The sequence below is a fragment of the Lentibacter sp. genome, assembly GCF_965657785.1.
Taxonomy (GTDB): domain Bacteria; phylum Pseudomonadota; class Alphaproteobacteria; order Rhodobacterales; family Rhodobacteraceae; genus Lentibacter.
Genome location: NZ_CBFHPP010000006.1, coordinates 133,473 through 149,593, shown reverse-complemented (window position 1 = coordinate 149,593; position 16,121 = coordinate 133,473). Strand labels below are relative to the sequence as shown.

Here is a 16,121-nt window from a genome sequence, read left to right as displayed (position 1 = left end):
TCCCAATGCCAGCACTCAATTCAAACCTTCGTATCAACGGCGAACGCCTCTGGGACAGCTTGATGGAGATGGCAAAGATCGGCCCGGGCATTGCGGGCGGGAACAATCGCCAGACGTTGACGGACGAAGACGCCGAGGGGCGGGCCTTGTTTCAGTCTTGGTGCGAAGCGGCGGGCTGCACCATGGGGCTTGACCAGATGGGGAATATGTTTGCCACATGGGGCGGCACGGACCCTGATGCGCTGCCTGTTTATGTGGGCTCACATCTTGATACGCAGCCAACGGGCGGCAAATATGACGGCGTTTTGGGTGTGCTTGGCGGACTTGAGCTGTTGCGGACGTTGAATGATTTGGGAATCAAGACAAAGCATCCGATCGTTGTGACCAACTGGACCAATGAAGAAGGCACGCGCTATGCGCCCGCCATGCTGGCCTCGGGGGTTTTTGCGGGGGTTCATACGCAGGATTGGGCCTATGAGCGTGAAGATGCCAATGGTCTCAAGTTTGGCGAGGAGCTGGAGCGCATTGGCTGGCGCGGGGATGAGGCCGTCGGGGCGCGCAAGATGCGGGCGTTTTTTGAGCTGCACATCGAGCAGGGGCCGATACTGGAAGCAGAAGGCAAAGACATCGGCATTGTAACGCACGGTCAGGGCCTGAGCTGGACGCAGATCACCATCACAGGCAAAGACAGCCACACGGGCAGCACGCCCATGCCGATGCGCAAGAATGCGGGTCTGGCAATGGCGCGGGTGTTGGAGAAAGTAGACGAGATCGCCTGGTCGCACGCGCCTCATGCGGTTGGCGCGGCGGGCCATATTGATGTGTCTCCGAACTCGCGCAATGTGATCCCCGGTCAGGCGGTGTTCACTGTGGATTTCCGCTCGCCCGAGCTTGCTGTGATTGAAGACATGGAGGCGCGCTTGCATATCGAGGCCAAGCAGATCGCCGAAGATATGGGGCTAGAGATCGCGTTTGAAAAAGTGGGCGGGTTTGACCCTGTCACATTTGACGAGGGCTGTGTCACGGCTTTGCGCAACGCGGCCGAGCGGATGGGCTATAGTCATATGGACATCATTTCGGGCGCGGGGCACGATGCGTGCTGGATCAACCGTATGGCGCCAACAGCTATGGTCATGTGCCCCTGTGTCGACGGGCTGTCGCACAATGAGGCGGAAGAAATTTCAAAAGAATGGGCCGCGGCGGGCGCTGATGTTCTGATGCAGGCGGTCTTGGAAATCGCCGAGATCGTGGACTGAACCGACGTCAGGGCTGCACTACATCTGGGCAAAAGGGGAGACAACAATGAACACCAAAGTAATCAAGGGCGGCACGGTCTGCACGGCGGACCGCAGCTTTAAGGCTGATGTTCTGATCGAGGGCGAGGTGATCAAGCAGGTTGGTCAAGACCTGAAGGGGGACGAGTATATTGACGCCGAGGGGGCCTATGTCATCCCTGGCGGGATTGATCCGCATACCCACCTTGAAATGCCCTTCATGGGGACGACGGCGGCGGAGACATTTGAAAGCGGCACATGGGCTGCGGCGGCGGGCGGAACCACCATGGTTGTTGATTTCTGTTTGCCCGGCGCAGACGGCAGCATCAAGAACGCGATCAACGAATGGCACCGAAAGTCAGCCCCCCAGATTTGCTCGGACATCGGCTATCATATGGCGATCACCGGTTGGGACGAGAGCGTCTTTAACGAGATGAAAGATGCGGTTGATATGGGGGTGAACAGCTTCAAGCATTTCATGGCCTATAAAGGCGCGTTGATGATTGAAGATGATGAAATGTTTGCCTCTTTCAAGCGCTGTGGAGAGCTTGGGGCTTTGCCTATGGTTCATGCCGAAAACGGCGATCTGGTCGCGGAGTTGCAACAAAAATACTTTGACCAAGGCATCATCGGCCCTGAGGGCCATGCGTTTTCGCGCCCGCCAGAGCTTGAGGGAGAGGCGGCAAACCGCGCCATCACCATTGCTGATACGGCAGGGGTTCCGCTTTATATTGTGCACGTATCCTGCGAGCAAACCCATGAGGCGATCCGCCGTGCGCGCCAGAAGGGAATGCGGGTTTACGGGGAGCCGCTGATCCAGTTTTTGACTTTGGATGAAAGCGAGTATTTCAACACCGATTGGGACCATGCGGCGCGCCGTGTAATGAGCCCGCCGTTTCGCTCCAAAGACCATCAGGACAGCCTTTGGGCGGGTTTACAATCAGGCTCCTTGCAGGTGGTTGCAACCGACCATGCCGCCTTTAGCACCGAGCAAAAACGGGCAGGTCGGCACGACTTTCGCATCATTCCCAACGGCTCGAACGGCTTGGAAGAGCGGCTCGCCGTTCTATGGACCGAAGGCGTGGAAACAGGCCGCCTGACCAAGGAAGAATTTGTGGCGACAACCTCGACCAATATCGCCAAGATCTTGAATATCTACCCCAAGAAGGGCGCGATTGTGGAGGGGGCCGACGCGGATATTGTCGTCTGGGATCCAGCGTTGCGGAAAACAATCAGCCCGAGCAACCATCACTCTGTTCTGGATTACAACGTCTTTGAAGGCTTTGAAGTCAAGGCGCAGTCGCGGTTCACCTTGAGCCGTGGTGATGTGATCTGGGCGTGGGGGCGCAACAGCCAGCCGCAGCCGGGCCGGGGGCGGTTTGTTCCGCGTCCTGCTTTTTCATCGGCTCAAAAAGCATTGAGCCAGTGGAAAACGCTCAACTCACCACGGGCCATCAACCGTGATCCTCTGAATATTCCGGCGGGCATCTAAATGAGCGAAACGGTAATTTCAGCGAAAAACCTATCGCTGACCTTTCAAACCAATGATGGACCTGTCCATGCGCTGAAAGACATCAACCTTGAGATCAACAAGGGAGATTTCATCTCGTTTATTGGCCCGTCGGGATGTGGCAAGACCACATTTCTACGCGTCATGGCCGACCTTGAAACGCCGACCTCTGGCACAATTGAAGTCAACGGGATGAGCGCAGCCGAGGCGCGTATGCAGCGGGCTTACGGCTATGTGTTTCAGGCCGCAGGGCTTTACCCCTGGCGCACGATTGGCGGCAACATTCGCCTGCCACTTGAGATTATGGGGTTTGACAAAGCCGATCAGGCCGAGCGGGTGGCGCGGGTCTTGGAGCTTGTGGAGCTGTCTGGCTTTGAAAACAAATTCCCGTGGCAGCTTTCCGGCGGTATGCAGCAACGTGCAAGCATTGCACGGGCGCTGGCGTTTGATGCGGATATTCTGTTGATGGACGAGCCTTTTGGTGCATTGGATGAAATCGTTCGGGACCATTTGAACGAGCAGCTTCTAAAGCTCTGGGCGCGCACCGAAAAGACCATCGGGTTTGTGACCCATTCCATTCCTGAGGCGGTGTTTTTGTCGACCAAGATTGTTGTTATGTCGCCGCGCCCCGGGCGGATATCGGATGTGATTGAAAGCACATTGCCGCGCGACAGGACGCTCGACATCCGAGAGACACAAGAGTTTGCCGATATTGCCCATCGTGTGCGCGAAGGCTTGAGAGCAGGGCACGCCTATGACTGATTTTTGGCATAGGGCGGGGCCTGTTCTGACCATGATCCTGCTGCTGGTTGGGATTTGGTATGGTGCGGCTGTTGCGCTCAATATGACATGGGCCAAAGACAAAGCGGCGCGCGCGGATCAGAGCTTGAGCTTTTCCGAGCTGGTGGCTGATACCATGGTTCAGGAAAAGCCGCTTCTGCCTGCGCCGCATCAGGTTGTGAAAGAGATTTACAACACCACGGTTTTGAAAAAGATCACCTCAAAGCGCTCGCTGATCTGGCATGGCTGGATCACGCTTTCGGCGACTTTGCTTGGCTTTGCTTTTGGCACGGCGCTTGGCATTTTGCTTGCCATCGGCATTGTCTACAGCCGCGCTATGGATATGTCGGTGATGCCATGGGTGATCACCAGTCAGACGATCCCTATTCTTGCGGTTGCGCCTATGATTATTGTGGTTCTCAACGCGGTGGGCGTGTCGGGGCTGCTGCCCAAGGCGATCATTTCGATGTATCTGTCGTTTTTCCCTATTGTTGTTGGGATGGTCAAAGGCCTGCGCGCGCCTGACCAGATGCAACTTGACCAGATGCGGACGTGGAACGCAGGCAAGGCAACGTCGTTTTGGAAGCTGCGCCTGCCGCGGTCGATGCCTTATCTTTTTGCCTCGCTCAAGATCGGTATTGCAGCCTCGCTTGTCGGGGCAATTGTGGGAGAGCTGCCGACCGGCGCTGTGGCCGGACTGGGCGCGCGGCTCTTGGCGGGAAGTTATTATGGCCAAACGATCCAGATCTGGAGTGCGCTCATCTGTGCGGCTGTTCTGGCGGCCAGTCTGGTGGCTTTGATCGGGCTGATCGAGCGCATCACGCTACGTAAAATGGGGATGTTGCAATGAAGTGGGTCTTGCTGGCGTTTCTGTTTTGGCTGGTGATGTGCGCCATAAATGTGCGCTTGGCGAACGGGCCGCAAACACGGCTGACCAAAGTTCTGGTGCCTACGCTGTTTGGCGTTACGCTTTTGGTGCTTTGGGAGGGGCTTGTCTGGGGGCTTAGCATTAGCCCGATCCTTTTGCCGCCGCCAAGCTCTATTGCCCTGCGGTTTTCGACAAGCCTGCCGATTTTATGGGGCGATTTTGTGCAGACCTTCATCAAGGGCGCGCTCTCGGGCTACGTTATTGGCTGTGGTGCGGCCTTTCTCACGGCGGTTGCTGTGGACCGTTCGGACTTTTTGAAGCGGGGTCTTTTGCCGATTGGAAACTTTGTGGCGGCGCTGCCGATTATTGGTATGGCCCCTATTCTTGTGATGTGGTTCGGGTTTGACTGGCAGTCCAAAGCGGCGGTTGTGGTGATTATGGTGTTTTTCCCAATGTTGGTGAACACTGTCACGGGGCTGGGCGCGCAAGACGCGATCCAGCGTGATCTGATGAGCACTTATGGCGCGAGCTATTGGCAGAGGCTGATGAAACTCGGCTTGCCTGCGGCCATGCCCTTTATCTTTAATGGCCTCAAAATATGCACGACGCTCGCCCTGATCGGCGCAATCGTGGCCGAATTTTTTGGCTCGCCCATACGCGGTATGGGCTTTCGGATTTCCACAGAGGTCGGGCGGCTTTCGCTTGATATGGTCTGGGCGGAAATAACTGTCGCGGCTCTTGCGGGAACGGCGTTTTATGGGACGGTGGCCCTCATCGAGAAGGCTGTAACCTTCTGGCATCCATCGCAACGAAACTAAAACAAAACACCAATAAGGAGAGACAAAATGAAAAACATACTCAAAGGGGCAATTGCTGGCACATTGATGCTTGCTGGGACAACAGCCCAAGCGGATGATGATGTGACGCTGCAACTCAAGTGGGTCACGCAAGCGCAATTTGCTGGCTATTATGTTGCTTTGGACAAAGGCTTTTATGAAGAAGAGGGCCTCAATGTCACGATCAAGCCTGGCGGCCCTGATATTGCGCCTGCGCAGGTGATTGCGGGCGGTGGCGCGGATGTTGTGCTCGACTGGATGCCATCGGCTCTGGCCTCGCGCGAGAAGGGCCTTGATCTGGTGAATATTGCCCAGCCGTATAAGTCGTCAGGCATGATGCTGACCTGTCGCAAAGATGCGGGGATCGCGACCCCTGCGGATTTTCCTGACAAGACACTCGGCGTCTGGTTCTTTGGAAACGAGTATCCGTTCCTAAGCTGGATGAGCAAACTGGGCCTCAAAACCGATGGCTCGGCCGGCGGCGTGACAGTGCTTAAGCAGGGCTTCAATGTGGACCCGCTTTTGCAAAAGCAAGCGGCCTGTGTCTCGACCATGACGTATAACGAATACTGGCAGGTGATTGACGCGGGTTTGACGCCAGAAGACCTTGTTGTCTTTAAATACGAAGACGAGGGCGTCTCGACGCTTGAAGACGGTATGTATGTGCTTGGCTCAAACCTTGAAGACCCCGCCTTTAAGGACAAGATGGTGCGGTTTGTGCGCGCGTCTATGAAGGGTTGGAAATATGCCGAGGCAAACACCGATGAGGCGGCGGATATCGTGCTTGAGAACGACGCGTCTGGTGCACAGACAGAAAAGCACCAGCGCCGCATGATGTCGGAAGTTGCAAAGCTGACGGCCGGGTCGAACGGCGCGCTTGATGTTGCGGCTTACGAGCGCACTGTGAAGTCCTTGCTGGAAGGTGGCTCTGATCCTGTGATCACCAAAATGCCTGAAGGGGCATGGACCCACGACATCACAGACCTGGCTCTGAAGTAAGAAAACAGTGTGGAGGGCGGCGGCGCTTGCCCTTCACACCATGCGCCTGCGGGCCTTGCTATTCTCTCTGTTTTTCAACGTCATTTGAGTTGAGACGCACCTCTGGGCCGTCTGGCTGTAAAAAGGGGCTTTCAATTGCGGGAAATTCGCGGGAAGTTCGCACTCGTAATGAGCAGCCACGCACCACGCCTTTCGGGCGAGATGAGATGCGGCGCAGATCAGGGAGACGACATATGATAAAAAGCACTTTCAAACTAGGCGCGGCACTTGTGGCTGGATTGGGCCTTGCCAGCGCAGCCTTGGCCGAGACCAAAGTGGGGATGATCACAACGCTGTCAGGCGGCGGCGCGGGCCTCGGGCTTGATGTGCGCGACGGGTTTATGCTTGCGATCAAGCAATCAGGGCGCGACGATATTGAAGTCGTCATTGAAGACGATCAGCGCAAGCCCGATGTGGCGGTGCAGCTTGCCGACAAGATGGTGCAATCAGAGAAGGTTGATGTCATGACGGGCATCATCTGGTCCAATCTTGCGATGGCCGTGATCCCTTCTGTGACCGCGCAGGGCAAATTTTACCTGTCGCCCAATGCTGGCCCCTCGGCGCTTGCGGGCAAAGGCTGTCATCAGAATTATTTCAACGTTGCGTGGCAGAACGACAACCTCCACGAAGCGGCGGGCGCTTATGCGAACTCGGCGGGCTATGGCAAAACCTTTATTCTCGCACCGAACTACCCTGCGGGGCAAGACGCGCTGACGGGCTACAAACGCTTCTTTAAGGGCGCGCTTGCGGGCGAGGTTTATACCAAGCTGGGCCAGACGGATTATGCCGCAGAGATTGCCCAGATCCGCGCGAGCGGTGCGGATTCTGTTTTCTTCTTCCTGCCGGGGGGCATGGGCATTGCCTTCTTGAAGCAATACGCGGACTCAGGCGTGGATCTGCCCGTTGTCGGGCCGGCGTTTTCGTTTGATCAGGGGATTTTGCAAGCGGTTGGCGATGCGGCGCTGGGCGTTGTGAACACCTCGCAGTGGAACAAAGACCTTAACAACCCCACAAACGCGGCTTTTGTGGAAAGCTTTCAAGCCGAGTTTGGCCGCTTGCCTTCGCTTTATGCGAGTCAGGGCTTTGACACGGCGAACCTGCTGATTTCGGCGTTGGAAAAGGCCGATGTGAGCGATGCCGACGCCTTCCGCGCGGCGCTTAAGGCGGCTGATTTTGACAGCACACGGGGGGCCTTCAAGTTTGGCAACAACAACCACCCGATCCAGACAATCTACGCGCGCGAAGTTGTCAAAGAGGGTGACGTTTATACCAACAAGGTGATTGGCCCTGCGCTTGAAAACCACGCAGACGCCTATGCGGTTGAGTGCAAAATGTAAGTGACTTTGGCCGCGTCTCAAAAGGCGCGGCCGGTTTGCAAAGCTTATGTCTTTTATCCTTATCGCAGAGCAGGTGCTGAACGGGCTTCAGTTTGGCATCATGCTGTTTCTCATGGCCGCAGGGCTGACCCTCATCTTCGGGGTGATGGGCTTGATCAACCTTGCCCATGGCTCGCTCTATATGGTCGGGGCTTTTGCCGCAGCGGCTGTGGCGGGGGCGACCGGCTCTTTTCTGCTGGCGCTTGCGGCGGCTATGGCCGCGGCGGCGGCGGCGGGCGCCTTGATCGAGCTTTTGGTGATCCGGCGGCTTTATGACAAGGATCATCTTGATCAGGTTCTGGCGACATTTGCGCTTATTCTGATCTTTTCGGAAGGGACGCGCTGGATGTTTGGCTCGTTTCCACTTTTTCTGCAAATCCCGTCTTATTTGAGCGGCCCTGTGAGCCTGCCGGGCGGGATCGAGTATCCGCTTTATCGCCTCGTTCTGATCGGTGTGGGTCTGCTCGTGGCGGCGGGGCTTGGCCTTATGATCACGCGCACGCGGATCGGCATTCAGATCAGAGCAGGCGAGAACGACCGCGAGATGATCGCGGCATTGGGGGTTGATATTTCGCGGCTCTATACGCTGATTTTTGCGCTTGGAGCGGCGCTTGCGGGCCTTGCTGGTGCGCTTGTCGGGGCGATCCAGTCGGTGCAGGTCGGGATGGGCGAGCCTGTCCTGATCCTTGCCTTTGTTGTGATTGTGATTGGCGGGATCGGCTCGATCAAGGGGGCGCTTGTGGGCGCGCTTCTGGTCGGGCTGACAGACACGCTGGGCGGGGTCTTTTTGCCGCAAGTGTTCGGGCTGTTTATGGCGCCTGCGGCGGCCTCTTCGGTTGGTGCGTCATTGGCCTCGATGGCGATTTATATTCTGATGGGCGCGGTGCTGATCTGGCGGCCGACGGGCCTATACGGGGCGCGCGCATGATCAGGGAGCGGTATTTCAACGCGGTGATCTTCGCGATTTTGCTTGCGGTGCCCGCTTGGGCGCTTTGGGCGGAGGAGCCGTTCACCATTACGTTGATGACGCGGGCGGCTGTTTTTGCGCTGGCGGCAGTGGGGCTGAATATTGCGCTTGGACTTGGCGGGCTGGTGAGCTTTGGGCACGCGGTTTTCTTCGGGCTTGGCGGCTATGCTATGGGCATTCTGGCCTATCACGCGCAGACTTATACGCCGCTTATGGAAGCGCCTTTGCTGATTGAGGGCACAAAGGCGATGCCTTTGATCTGGCTTGTTGCGGTTGTTATATCGGCTTTTGCGGCGCTTTTGATCGGGGTGCTTTCGCTGCGCACGGGGGGCGTTTATTTCATCATGATCACGCTCGCCTTTGGGCAGATGTTTTATTACTTCGCGATCAGCTGGGCCGCCTATGGCGGCGAAGACGGGCTGTCGATTTATGTGCGCAACGGCTTTCCCGGGCTGAACACGCTTGATCCGATCCAGTTCTATGGGATCTGCCTTGCGATCCTCAGTCTGGCGCTTATCGCGGCGGACCGGCTGGCAAAGTCGCCCTTCGGCCTTGCGCTTGGCGCTGTGCGGCAGGTGCCCCAGCGGGTCGAGACTGTCGGGCTGGACGGGGCGCGGCTCAAGCTTGTTGCCTTTGTGATTTCGGGCGCAATCACAGGGCTTGCGGGGGCTTTGTTTGCCGATCTCAACCGTTTTGTCAGCCCGACCATGTTCAGCTGGCAGCTCTCGGGCGAGATTATGGTCTTTATCATCATTGGCGGGGTCGGGCGGCTCTTTGGGCCTGTGGTCGGCGCGCTTGTGTTTGTCGGGCTGGAGCATTGGCTTGGAGGCTTGAGCGACTATTGGCATATCTATCTTGGGATGCTCTTGCTTGTGATCGTTTTGTTCGGGCACGGCGGGATCATCGGGATGGTCTCAGGGCGGGAGCGAAGCGATGGCTAAGACTGTTCTGGCAACCTATGGGATCAGCAAATCCTTTGGGGCGCTCAAGGCGAGTGAGGATATTTCACTTGATCTGAGGGCGGGGGAAATTCATGCGATTATCGGCCCGAACGGGGCGGGGAAATCGACGCTGATTGCGCAGATATGTGGCACGCTTGCGCCTGATGCGGGGCGTATCGAGCTGATGGGGCGGGATGTGACCGATCTGAGCACACGGGCGCGCGCCAAGGCGGGCTTGGGGCGGACCTTTCAGGTTTCGGCCTTGGCGATGGACGACACGGTCTTGCAAAACGCAGTGCTGGGGGCGCTGGGCGCAAGCGGGCGCCCCTGGCGCTTCTGGACGCCTGCTTTGAAAGATAAGGCGCTTCTGGCGCGGGCTGACGCGGCGCTGGCGCGGGTCGGGCTGGAGGCGGTGCGCAATCGGCGCACAGCCGAGCTGAGCCACGGGCAGCGCCGCCAGCTTGAAGTGGCGGTTGCGCTGACGCTCTCTCCGAAGGCCTTTTTGATGGACGAGCCGATGGCCGGCCTTGGGGCTGAGGGCAGCCAGCGCTTGACGGGGTTTCTGTCGGAGCTGAAGCAGGAGGCTCCGATCCTGTTGGTGGAGCATGATATGGACGCGGTTTTTGCGCTCGCCGACCGCATCAGTGTTCTGGTCTATGGCCGCGTGATTGCGACGGGCACCGTTGATGAAATTCGCGCCAATCGGGAGGTGCGAGACGCCTATCTGGGGGAGGAGGCATGAGCCTTTTGATGCTCTCTGACGTCTCGGCCTCATATGGGGTGAGCCAAGCGCTGTTTGGCGTCTCTTTGACGCTTGAGGCGGGCGAGGTGGTGGCACTGATGGGGCGCAACGGGATGGGCAAGAGCACGACTGTGAAGTGCATCTGCCGTATGATGCCAGCAGAGGGGCAGATTGTCTTTGACGGGCACAACCTTGGGCGCCTGCCGAGCCATCGCGCGGCGCGGCTCGGGATTGGGCTTGTGCCAGAGGGGCGGCGCTGTTTTGCGTCTTTGACGGTAGAAGAAAACCTGAGTGCCGCTGCGCGGAAGGGGCATTGGGATATGTCGCGTGTCACGGCGCTTTTCCCGCGTTTGGCCGAGCGCAAAGACCAGCGCGCCGCTTCGCTTTCGGGCGGAGAGCAGCAGATGCTGGCGATCGGGCGGGCTTTGATGACCAACCCGCGATTGCTTATTCTGGACGAGGCAACAGAGGGGCTTGCGCCGATCATTCGTCAGGAGATCTGGGGGGCGGTGTCTGCACTGAAGGCGGCGACGGGGCTGTCTATTCTGGTGATCGACAAATCGGTGAAAGAGCTGCGCGGCGTTTGCGACAGCGCCGTGATCCTTGAGCGGGGGCGCTCTGTCTGGCATGGGGCGATGAGCGATCTCGGTGATGACGTCACGCAGGCCCATCTCGGCGTTTAGGCGGCGGATTGCTCCACCAATGTGATGGCTTCAAAGGGGCGCAAAACGGGATGTGCCGAGAGCATATGCTCGGGCAGATGCGCCCGTGACAGCGGGCTGAGCAGGCTTTGGGCATGGTGCTCGGGCTTGCGCCTCATGCGCCCGATAAACAGGCTTTCCAGAGCGGCGCCAGCGGCGATCATGGTTTCATGTTCTGGCAGCACGAGTTGGTGATAGGTCGTTGTCAGGGAGAGGTCGTGCCAGATTGCCGAGGTTCCATTGACGAGATGGCGGGCGGGCACAAGAACCGCCTCGCAGCCAAACATATAATCCACCATCGGCTTGCTCAGAACGAGCTTCTGATCGGGGGCGACGAAGATATCCTGCTGCAAGCCAAAGTAGGGCGCGCGCAGACGCACGGGGCGAAAGCTGCCGCGTGCAGGGACGGTGCGACAAAGATGGGCCAGCACGGGGACGGGGCCGTGCTCAAGCGTCTGGACAAGATCACCGCGCTTGAAACGGGCCACGGGGCGGTATTCGTCTTGGGCCAGAAGGGGGACACTGGCTGTCAGGCTGGGCATTGGGCCGAGCGGCTCTATGTCGTCGGAGAAGGCGAAAAACTCGACGTCGCTGTCAAGCTGGATCAGGCCGTGACAGAGCGTCATGGTCTTGATGTCCTCAAGCCAGAGCGGGCGCGGGCGCGGGGCCTGAACAGAGCGCACAGAGCCGCGCTCGGGGCGCTCTATGGCCAAGCGGCCCCAGCGGGCGGGGGCATCCCAGCTATAGGTGATGCGCAACAGATCGGAGCGCTCGGAGGCGTCCAGATCAAGCGCGACATGAGCGCTTTCGCCTTGCTGGGTGGTGATCAGGACAATGCCGCCCCTCGGGATGGCTTGCAGGGAGAGGCTGCGTTCCCACGGGACGCGCTCGCGGAAGGCCAAGAGCGTCTGGGGGCGATCATCGCTTGACAGGCGGGTCTCGATTACGAGGCTGCCACGGGCCAGAAACCCCTGAGTTTGGGGCAGCGCAAAGTGCTGGCGCTCGGCGTCTGATATGGCGAACCAAGCCATAAGCGCTCAGGCCACTTTGGCGTCAAGGGCGCAGAGCAGCTGGGCCTCAAACGGCCTTAATGTGCGACGCGCGGCGGGGCTGTAGCCCAGCCCTGTTTCAGGATTGATCTCGGGGAAAAGCTCATAGATTTCGGCGGCGATTTCTTCTTCGAAACTATCAGCAAGCTGGGGGCCGGGGAGAAAGCTTTCTGTTGGGAGGCCCTCGGAATAAATCACTTCGTGCTGATCAAAGAGCAGGTGGAAATACTCCACTGTGCCGCCCTCAACCACGGTGACGGATGTGTCATTGACGAGGTCACGCGCGGCGACAAGAACCTCGTATTCGCCAAACAGAAGTTCGGCCAGAGCGTCGCGAATGAGCACGCGGTGAAGGGGCGAGAGCCAGAGCTCTTTATGCGCGCCGAAGGTGTTTGCGCGGATGCGGATCGGGGCGTGCTTGCCTTGCGCGACGGTGGCGCGGCCGCCGATCCAGCGAACAGGCTGAAAGCCGTTGTCGCGGGTCTGGACCAGATCGCCGAGTTGCAGGGCCTCAACAGGCACTTCGCCACGCTCTGTCAGAATGGCTGTGCCGCGCACAAAGCAGGGCACGGAATCGAGGATGACAAAGCCGACATCTGTGTTGGTGCCATCGTCGATTGTATAGCTGAAATTGACAGATTCGACAGTGGCATCGGCGGTGACTGTGAAGGTTCCATCGGCGTTGAGCTTGACGGTCTGGCCTGTTGAGAGCGTGACTGTGCTGCCTGCTGTGACCGCAACGCCGTTGATATGGGTGATGGTCAGTGTGGCGCCGCTGGGGCGGATGTCATTGTCGAGGACATCAATGGTTTTGACTTGGTTGGGGGCGGTGAGATGATAGGTGTCATCATTGGCGATCAGCACGGTTTGGACGCTGTCGGCGGCGATCAGGAGGTTTGAATCATAGCTGCTGTCGAGCACATCAGCGATCCCGATGCGGATCGAATTTGTCACGTTGGGATTGACGGTCATGGTGAGCGTCATGGTGATTGTGAAGCCGTCCATCTCGGTGTTGTATTGGTCCGAGGTGTTGTCGACGTAGAAGTTTCCGTTGTTGGCTTGGCTCAGGTTTCCGGGGTCAAGATCGCCGTTGCCGATGCTGACATCGACCAAGCTGCCGTTGACCCAGACACCGATAAAATCCTGATAAAGCGAGTTCACATACTCGGGGTATTCCTCGGAGGAAAACACAAACTGCATGGTCATCACGCTGCCTGTGGGAACGAAATCGACGTCAAGATAGGAGGCGTCGAAGGTGCGTGTTCCTGCGGCGGCGTTGAAGTCGGACAGGTTGTTAGCACCGCCCGAATTTGTGGTTGTGGAGGTGCTTTGATTGGACTGGCCGGAGCGGTTTGTGAAGTCGCGGGCGTGGCCTGTGGAGAGGATGATGCCAGTGTCGCCCGGGGTCACTCCGGGGGCGACGCTATCGCCGTTGGAATAGATACCAGAGGAGTAGCGGCTGCCTGAATAGGACGCGCTGGAGACGGTGGTCCCGTCTCCGAAAATCGTCTGCGCCATTTGCAGCGCGGACGCACCTGTGTTGATCGGCAATTGTGACGCCGCGACCATACTACTACTGCCTCATTCAGGGCAAAGCGTTCGGCGCGGATCTGTAAGTTACAGATATCGTTGGCGATTTTCGCTCTGTGGATGATCAGGACCTGTTGATCCTGCGCACCTGCTCTGCCTCTGGTTTATTATTACCAAAACGTTAACACGAAAAATTTGCCTCTGTTAAGAGATTACGGCGTTAACCGAGCACAAACGTGGTAAATTTGCGGCGGTCTCTTGTTTGCGGTGGTGCAAAAGCCACGATATGGAGGGGGCTGTGCACCGAAACGGCGAAAGGCGGAACATATGGCTTCTCAGGTAGATGCGGCAGAGCTGACGAAATCACTTATACAATGCGCTTCGGTAACGCCTGATGAGGGCGGCGCACTCACCTTGCTGGAAAAGCTGCTCTCTGAGGCGGGCTTTGAGTGTGCGCGGGCAGACCGTGGCGATGTGAGCAATCTTTTTGCGCGCTGGGGCGCACGCGGCGCGAACAAGTCGTTCGGCTTTAATGGCCACACCGATGTTGTGCCTGTGGGCGATGAGGCGGCGTGGAGCGTGCCGCCTTTTGGCGCTATCGAAAAAGACGGGATGATCTGGGGGCGCGGCGCGACCGATATGAAATCGGGTGTGGCGGCCTTTGCGGCGGCGGCCATAGAGTTTGTCCAAGACACGCCGCCTGACGGCGCGGTGATCCTGACCATCACAGGCGATGAGGAGGGCGACGCCATAGACGGCACGACCGCCCTTTTGGAGCATATGCAGAAGACGGGCGAGCGTATGGATGTTTGCCTTGTGGGAGAGCCAACCTGCCCAAACGAGATGGGCGAGATGATGAAGATCGGGCGGCGCGGGAGCATGACCGCTTGGGTCACTGTGACGGGCGTTCAGGGGCATTCGGCCTACCCGCATCGCGCCAATAATCCGCTCACCGCGATGGTGCGTTTGATGGACACTTTGGCGAGCGCCGAGCTTGACCAAGGCACCGCGCATTTTGACGCCTCAACCCTTGCTGTTGTGACGATTGACACAGGCAACGCGGCGACAAATGTGATCCCTGCGCAGAGCCGCGCCTGTGTGAATATCCGCTTCAATGACAGCCATACGGGCGCGAGCCTGACCCAATGGCTTGAGGCAGAGGCCGAGAAGGTCCGCGAGGCTTGTGGCGTAGGTATTGATATAAAAGTGAAAATTTCGGGCGAGAGCTTTATCACGCCGCCGGGGGCTCTTTCAGAACTGGTGGCGAAAAGTGTAGCGGCTGTGACGGGGCGCACCCCTGAGATGTCTACAACGGGGGGCACATCAGATGCGCGCTTTGTGAAAGATCACTGCCCTGTTGTGGAATTCGGGCTTGTCGGAAAGACCATGCATCAGGTCGATGAGCGCGTCGAGACAGCCCAAATCCATGAGCTGAAAGCGATCTATAAACGCATTTTGAGCGACTATTTTGGCTAGGCCGCAGCACCTCGTTGTGATGGTGAAATTTCCGGCGGCGGGGCGGGTTAAAACGCGCTTGGCCAAGGATATTGGCACCGTCGCGGCGGCGTGGTGGTTTCGTCATCAGCTGCGCCGTTTGCTGCGGCGGCTGGAGGATCCGCGCTGGCAGATTTGGCTGAGTGTTGCGCCTGATACGGCCCTTGAAAGCGCGGTCTGGCCTCTGCATTTGCCGCGGATTTCGCAAGGATCGGGCGATCTTGGCCAGAGAATGTGCGGCGCGTTTGAGGCGCTTCCGAAGGGGCGGGCCTGCCTGATTGGTGGCGATATTCCGAGCGTGGAAAAAACACATATCGCAGAGGCTTTTGCGGCGCTGGGGCCGCATGAGGCGGTCTTTGGGCCTGCCACGGACGGGGGCTTCTGGCTCACGGGGTTTCGCCGCACGCGTCCGCTTCCGCCGCGGCTTTTTGAGGGGGTGCGCTGGTCTTGTGCAGAGACGCTCTCAGACAGTCTTGCGACGCTTCAGGGCCAGTCTTGCGCACGTGTGGCGGAGCTGTCGGATGTCGACAGGGCGCGCGACTTACCAAAACCTTAACCAAGCGCCCCAGAGGGTTAACGGCGGTGCGGCTCCGCTGATTCTAGGGGGGTGATATGCGTGCACCCCCTGTGCACCATGCGTGCACCGCCTGAACGGGTTTTTTGTTAAGAGAAAATTAGCTAAGGCATCGCACGCCGTGCGCCCTGTTCAGAAAGAGATGAACAGAAGGTAAATATTCCCTTCCTCACAAGGGCATGATAGCGGGTGGGCATGAACAAGCTCCCTTCAAAAGAGGAAATCCTCACATGGATTTCCGAGAACCCGACCCAGACTGCAAAGCGCGACATTGCCAAAGCTTTTGGCATCAAAGGCGCGCGGCGGATTGATCTTAAGCGCATCATGAAAGAGCTCGAAGACGAGGGGCATTTGAAGCGGCGCAAAAAGACTTACCGCGACAGTGACAAGCTTGCGCCTGTGTCGGTTTTGCGGGTGGCGCAGCCGACATCTGACGGCGAC

At 58.2% G+C, this 16,121-nt stretch carries 15 protein-coding genes and 1 pseudogene; 14 read left to right on the top strand and 2 right to left on the bottom strand.

From position 1 onward, the window contains the following. Positions 1-5: 5 nt before the first annotated feature. The 11 genes from ACTF58_RS05985 (at position 6) to ACTF58_RS05935 (ending at position 11,015) form a co-directional block, all read left to right on the top strand. On the top strand, positions 6-1,256 hold the full coding sequence (locus ACTF58_RS05985; RefSeq protein WP_438991061.1) for a Zn-dependent hydrolase: 1,251 nt from the start codon (positions 6-8) through the stop codon (positions 1,254-1,256). A 46-nt stretch (positions 1,257-1,302) separates the two neighbouring features. Beyond that, positions 1,303-2,766 carry a dihydropyrimidinase gene (gene hydA / locus ACTF58_RS05980; protein WP_438991060.1) on the top strand — a complete coding sequence of 488 codons (1,464 nt, stop codon included), beginning with the start codon at positions 1,303-1,305 and terminating at the stop codon, positions 2,764-2,766. Next, a complete protein-coding gene (locus ACTF58_RS05975; RefSeq protein ID WP_438991059.1) occupies positions 2,767-3,546 on the top strand; it encodes an ABC transporter ATP-binding protein in 780 nt (259 codons plus the stop codon). Continuing rightward, positions 3,539-4,414, top strand: a complete 876-nt coding sequence (locus ACTF58_RS05970; RefSeq protein WP_438991058.1) for an ABC transporter permease — start codon at positions 3,539-3,541, stop codon at positions 4,412-4,414. Before ACTF58_RS05975 ends, ACTF58_RS05970 begins: the two co-directional genes overlap by 8 nt. Beyond that, positions 4,411-5,250: an ABC transporter permease gene (locus ACTF58_RS05965; RefSeq protein WP_438991057.1), complete on the top strand. Its 840-nt coding sequence runs from the start codon at positions 4,411-4,413 to the stop codon at positions 5,248-5,250. The genes ACTF58_RS05970 and ACTF58_RS05965 overlap by 4 nt, the downstream gene beginning before the upstream one ends. Positions 5,251-5,277: 27 nt before the next feature. Further along, on the top strand, positions 5,278-6,267 hold the full coding sequence (locus ACTF58_RS05960) for an ABC transporter substrate-binding protein (protein ID WP_438991056.1): 990 nt from the start codon (positions 5,278-5,280) through the stop codon (positions 6,265-6,267). Between the two features lie 233 nt (positions 6,268-6,500). Further along, positions 6,501-7,643 carry an ABC transporter substrate-binding protein gene (locus ACTF58_RS05955; protein ID WP_438991055.1) on the top strand — a complete coding sequence of 381 codons (1,143 nt, stop codon included), beginning with the start codon at positions 6,501-6,503 and terminating at the stop codon, positions 7,641-7,643. 46 nt (positions 7,644-7,689) lie between these two features. Next, positions 7,690-8,610, top strand: a complete 921-nt coding sequence (locus tag ACTF58_RS05950; protein ID WP_438991054.1) for a branched-chain amino acid ABC transporter permease — start codon at positions 7,690-7,692, stop codon at positions 8,608-8,610. Continuing rightward, a complete protein-coding gene (locus tag ACTF58_RS05945) occupies positions 8,607-9,590 on the top strand; it encodes a branched-chain amino acid ABC transporter permease (RefSeq protein WP_438991053.1) in 984 nt (327 codons plus the stop codon). The genes ACTF58_RS05950 and ACTF58_RS05945 overlap by 4 nt, the downstream gene beginning before the upstream one ends. After that, positions 9,583-10,332, top strand: a complete 750-nt coding sequence (locus ACTF58_RS05940) for an ABC transporter ATP-binding protein (protein ID WP_438991052.1) — start codon at positions 9,583-9,585, stop codon at positions 10,330-10,332. Before ACTF58_RS05945 ends, ACTF58_RS05940 begins: the two co-directional genes overlap by 8 nt. Next, entirely contained in the window at positions 10,329-11,015 is a 687-nt protein-coding gene (locus tag ACTF58_RS05935; protein ID WP_438991051.1) for an ABC transporter ATP-binding protein, read from the top strand. The genes ACTF58_RS05940 and ACTF58_RS05935 overlap by 4 nt, the downstream gene beginning before the upstream one ends. On the opposite strand, the gene ACTF58_RS05930 is transcribed toward ACTF58_RS05935, so the two are convergent. Next, positions 11,012-12,064, bottom strand: coding sequence for a Hint domain-containing protein (locus ACTF58_RS05930; RefSeq protein WP_438991050.1), 1,053 nt, complete (start codon positions 12,062-12,064; stop codon positions 11,012-11,014). The two genes, ACTF58_RS05935 and ACTF58_RS05930, sit on opposite strands and share 4 nt — an antisense overlap. Before the next feature lie 6 nt (positions 12,065-12,070). Next, positions 12,071-13,651 (bottom strand): Hint domain-containing protein, encoded by a 1,581-nt coding sequence (locus tag ACTF58_RS05925; RefSeq protein ID WP_438991049.1) that lies wholly within the window; start codon positions 13,649-13,651, stop codon positions 12,071-12,073. Positions 13,652-13,939: 288 nt separating this feature from the next. On the opposite strand from ACTF58_RS05925, the gene dapE reads away from it, so the two are divergent. From dapE to ACTF58_RS05910, 3 genes and pseudogenes are all read left to right on the top strand, one after another. After that, positions 13,940-15,088 carry a succinyl-diaminopimelate desuccinylase gene (gene dapE / locus ACTF58_RS05920; protein ID WP_438991048.1) on the top strand — a complete coding sequence of 383 codons (1,149 nt, stop codon included), beginning with the start codon at positions 13,940-13,942 and terminating at the stop codon, positions 15,086-15,088. A gap of 19 nt (positions 15,089-15,107) precedes the next feature. Beyond that, positions 15,108-15,662 carry a TIGR04282 family arsenosugar biosynthesis glycosyltransferase gene (locus ACTF58_RS05915; protein ID WP_438991047.1) on the top strand — a complete coding sequence of 185 codons (555 nt, stop codon included), beginning with the start codon at positions 15,108-15,110 and terminating at the stop codon, positions 15,660-15,662. Between the two features lie 213 nt (positions 15,663-15,875). Continuing rightward, a pseudogene (locus tag ACTF58_RS05910) lies at positions 15,876-16,121 on the top strand (ribonuclease R); the annotation flags it as partial.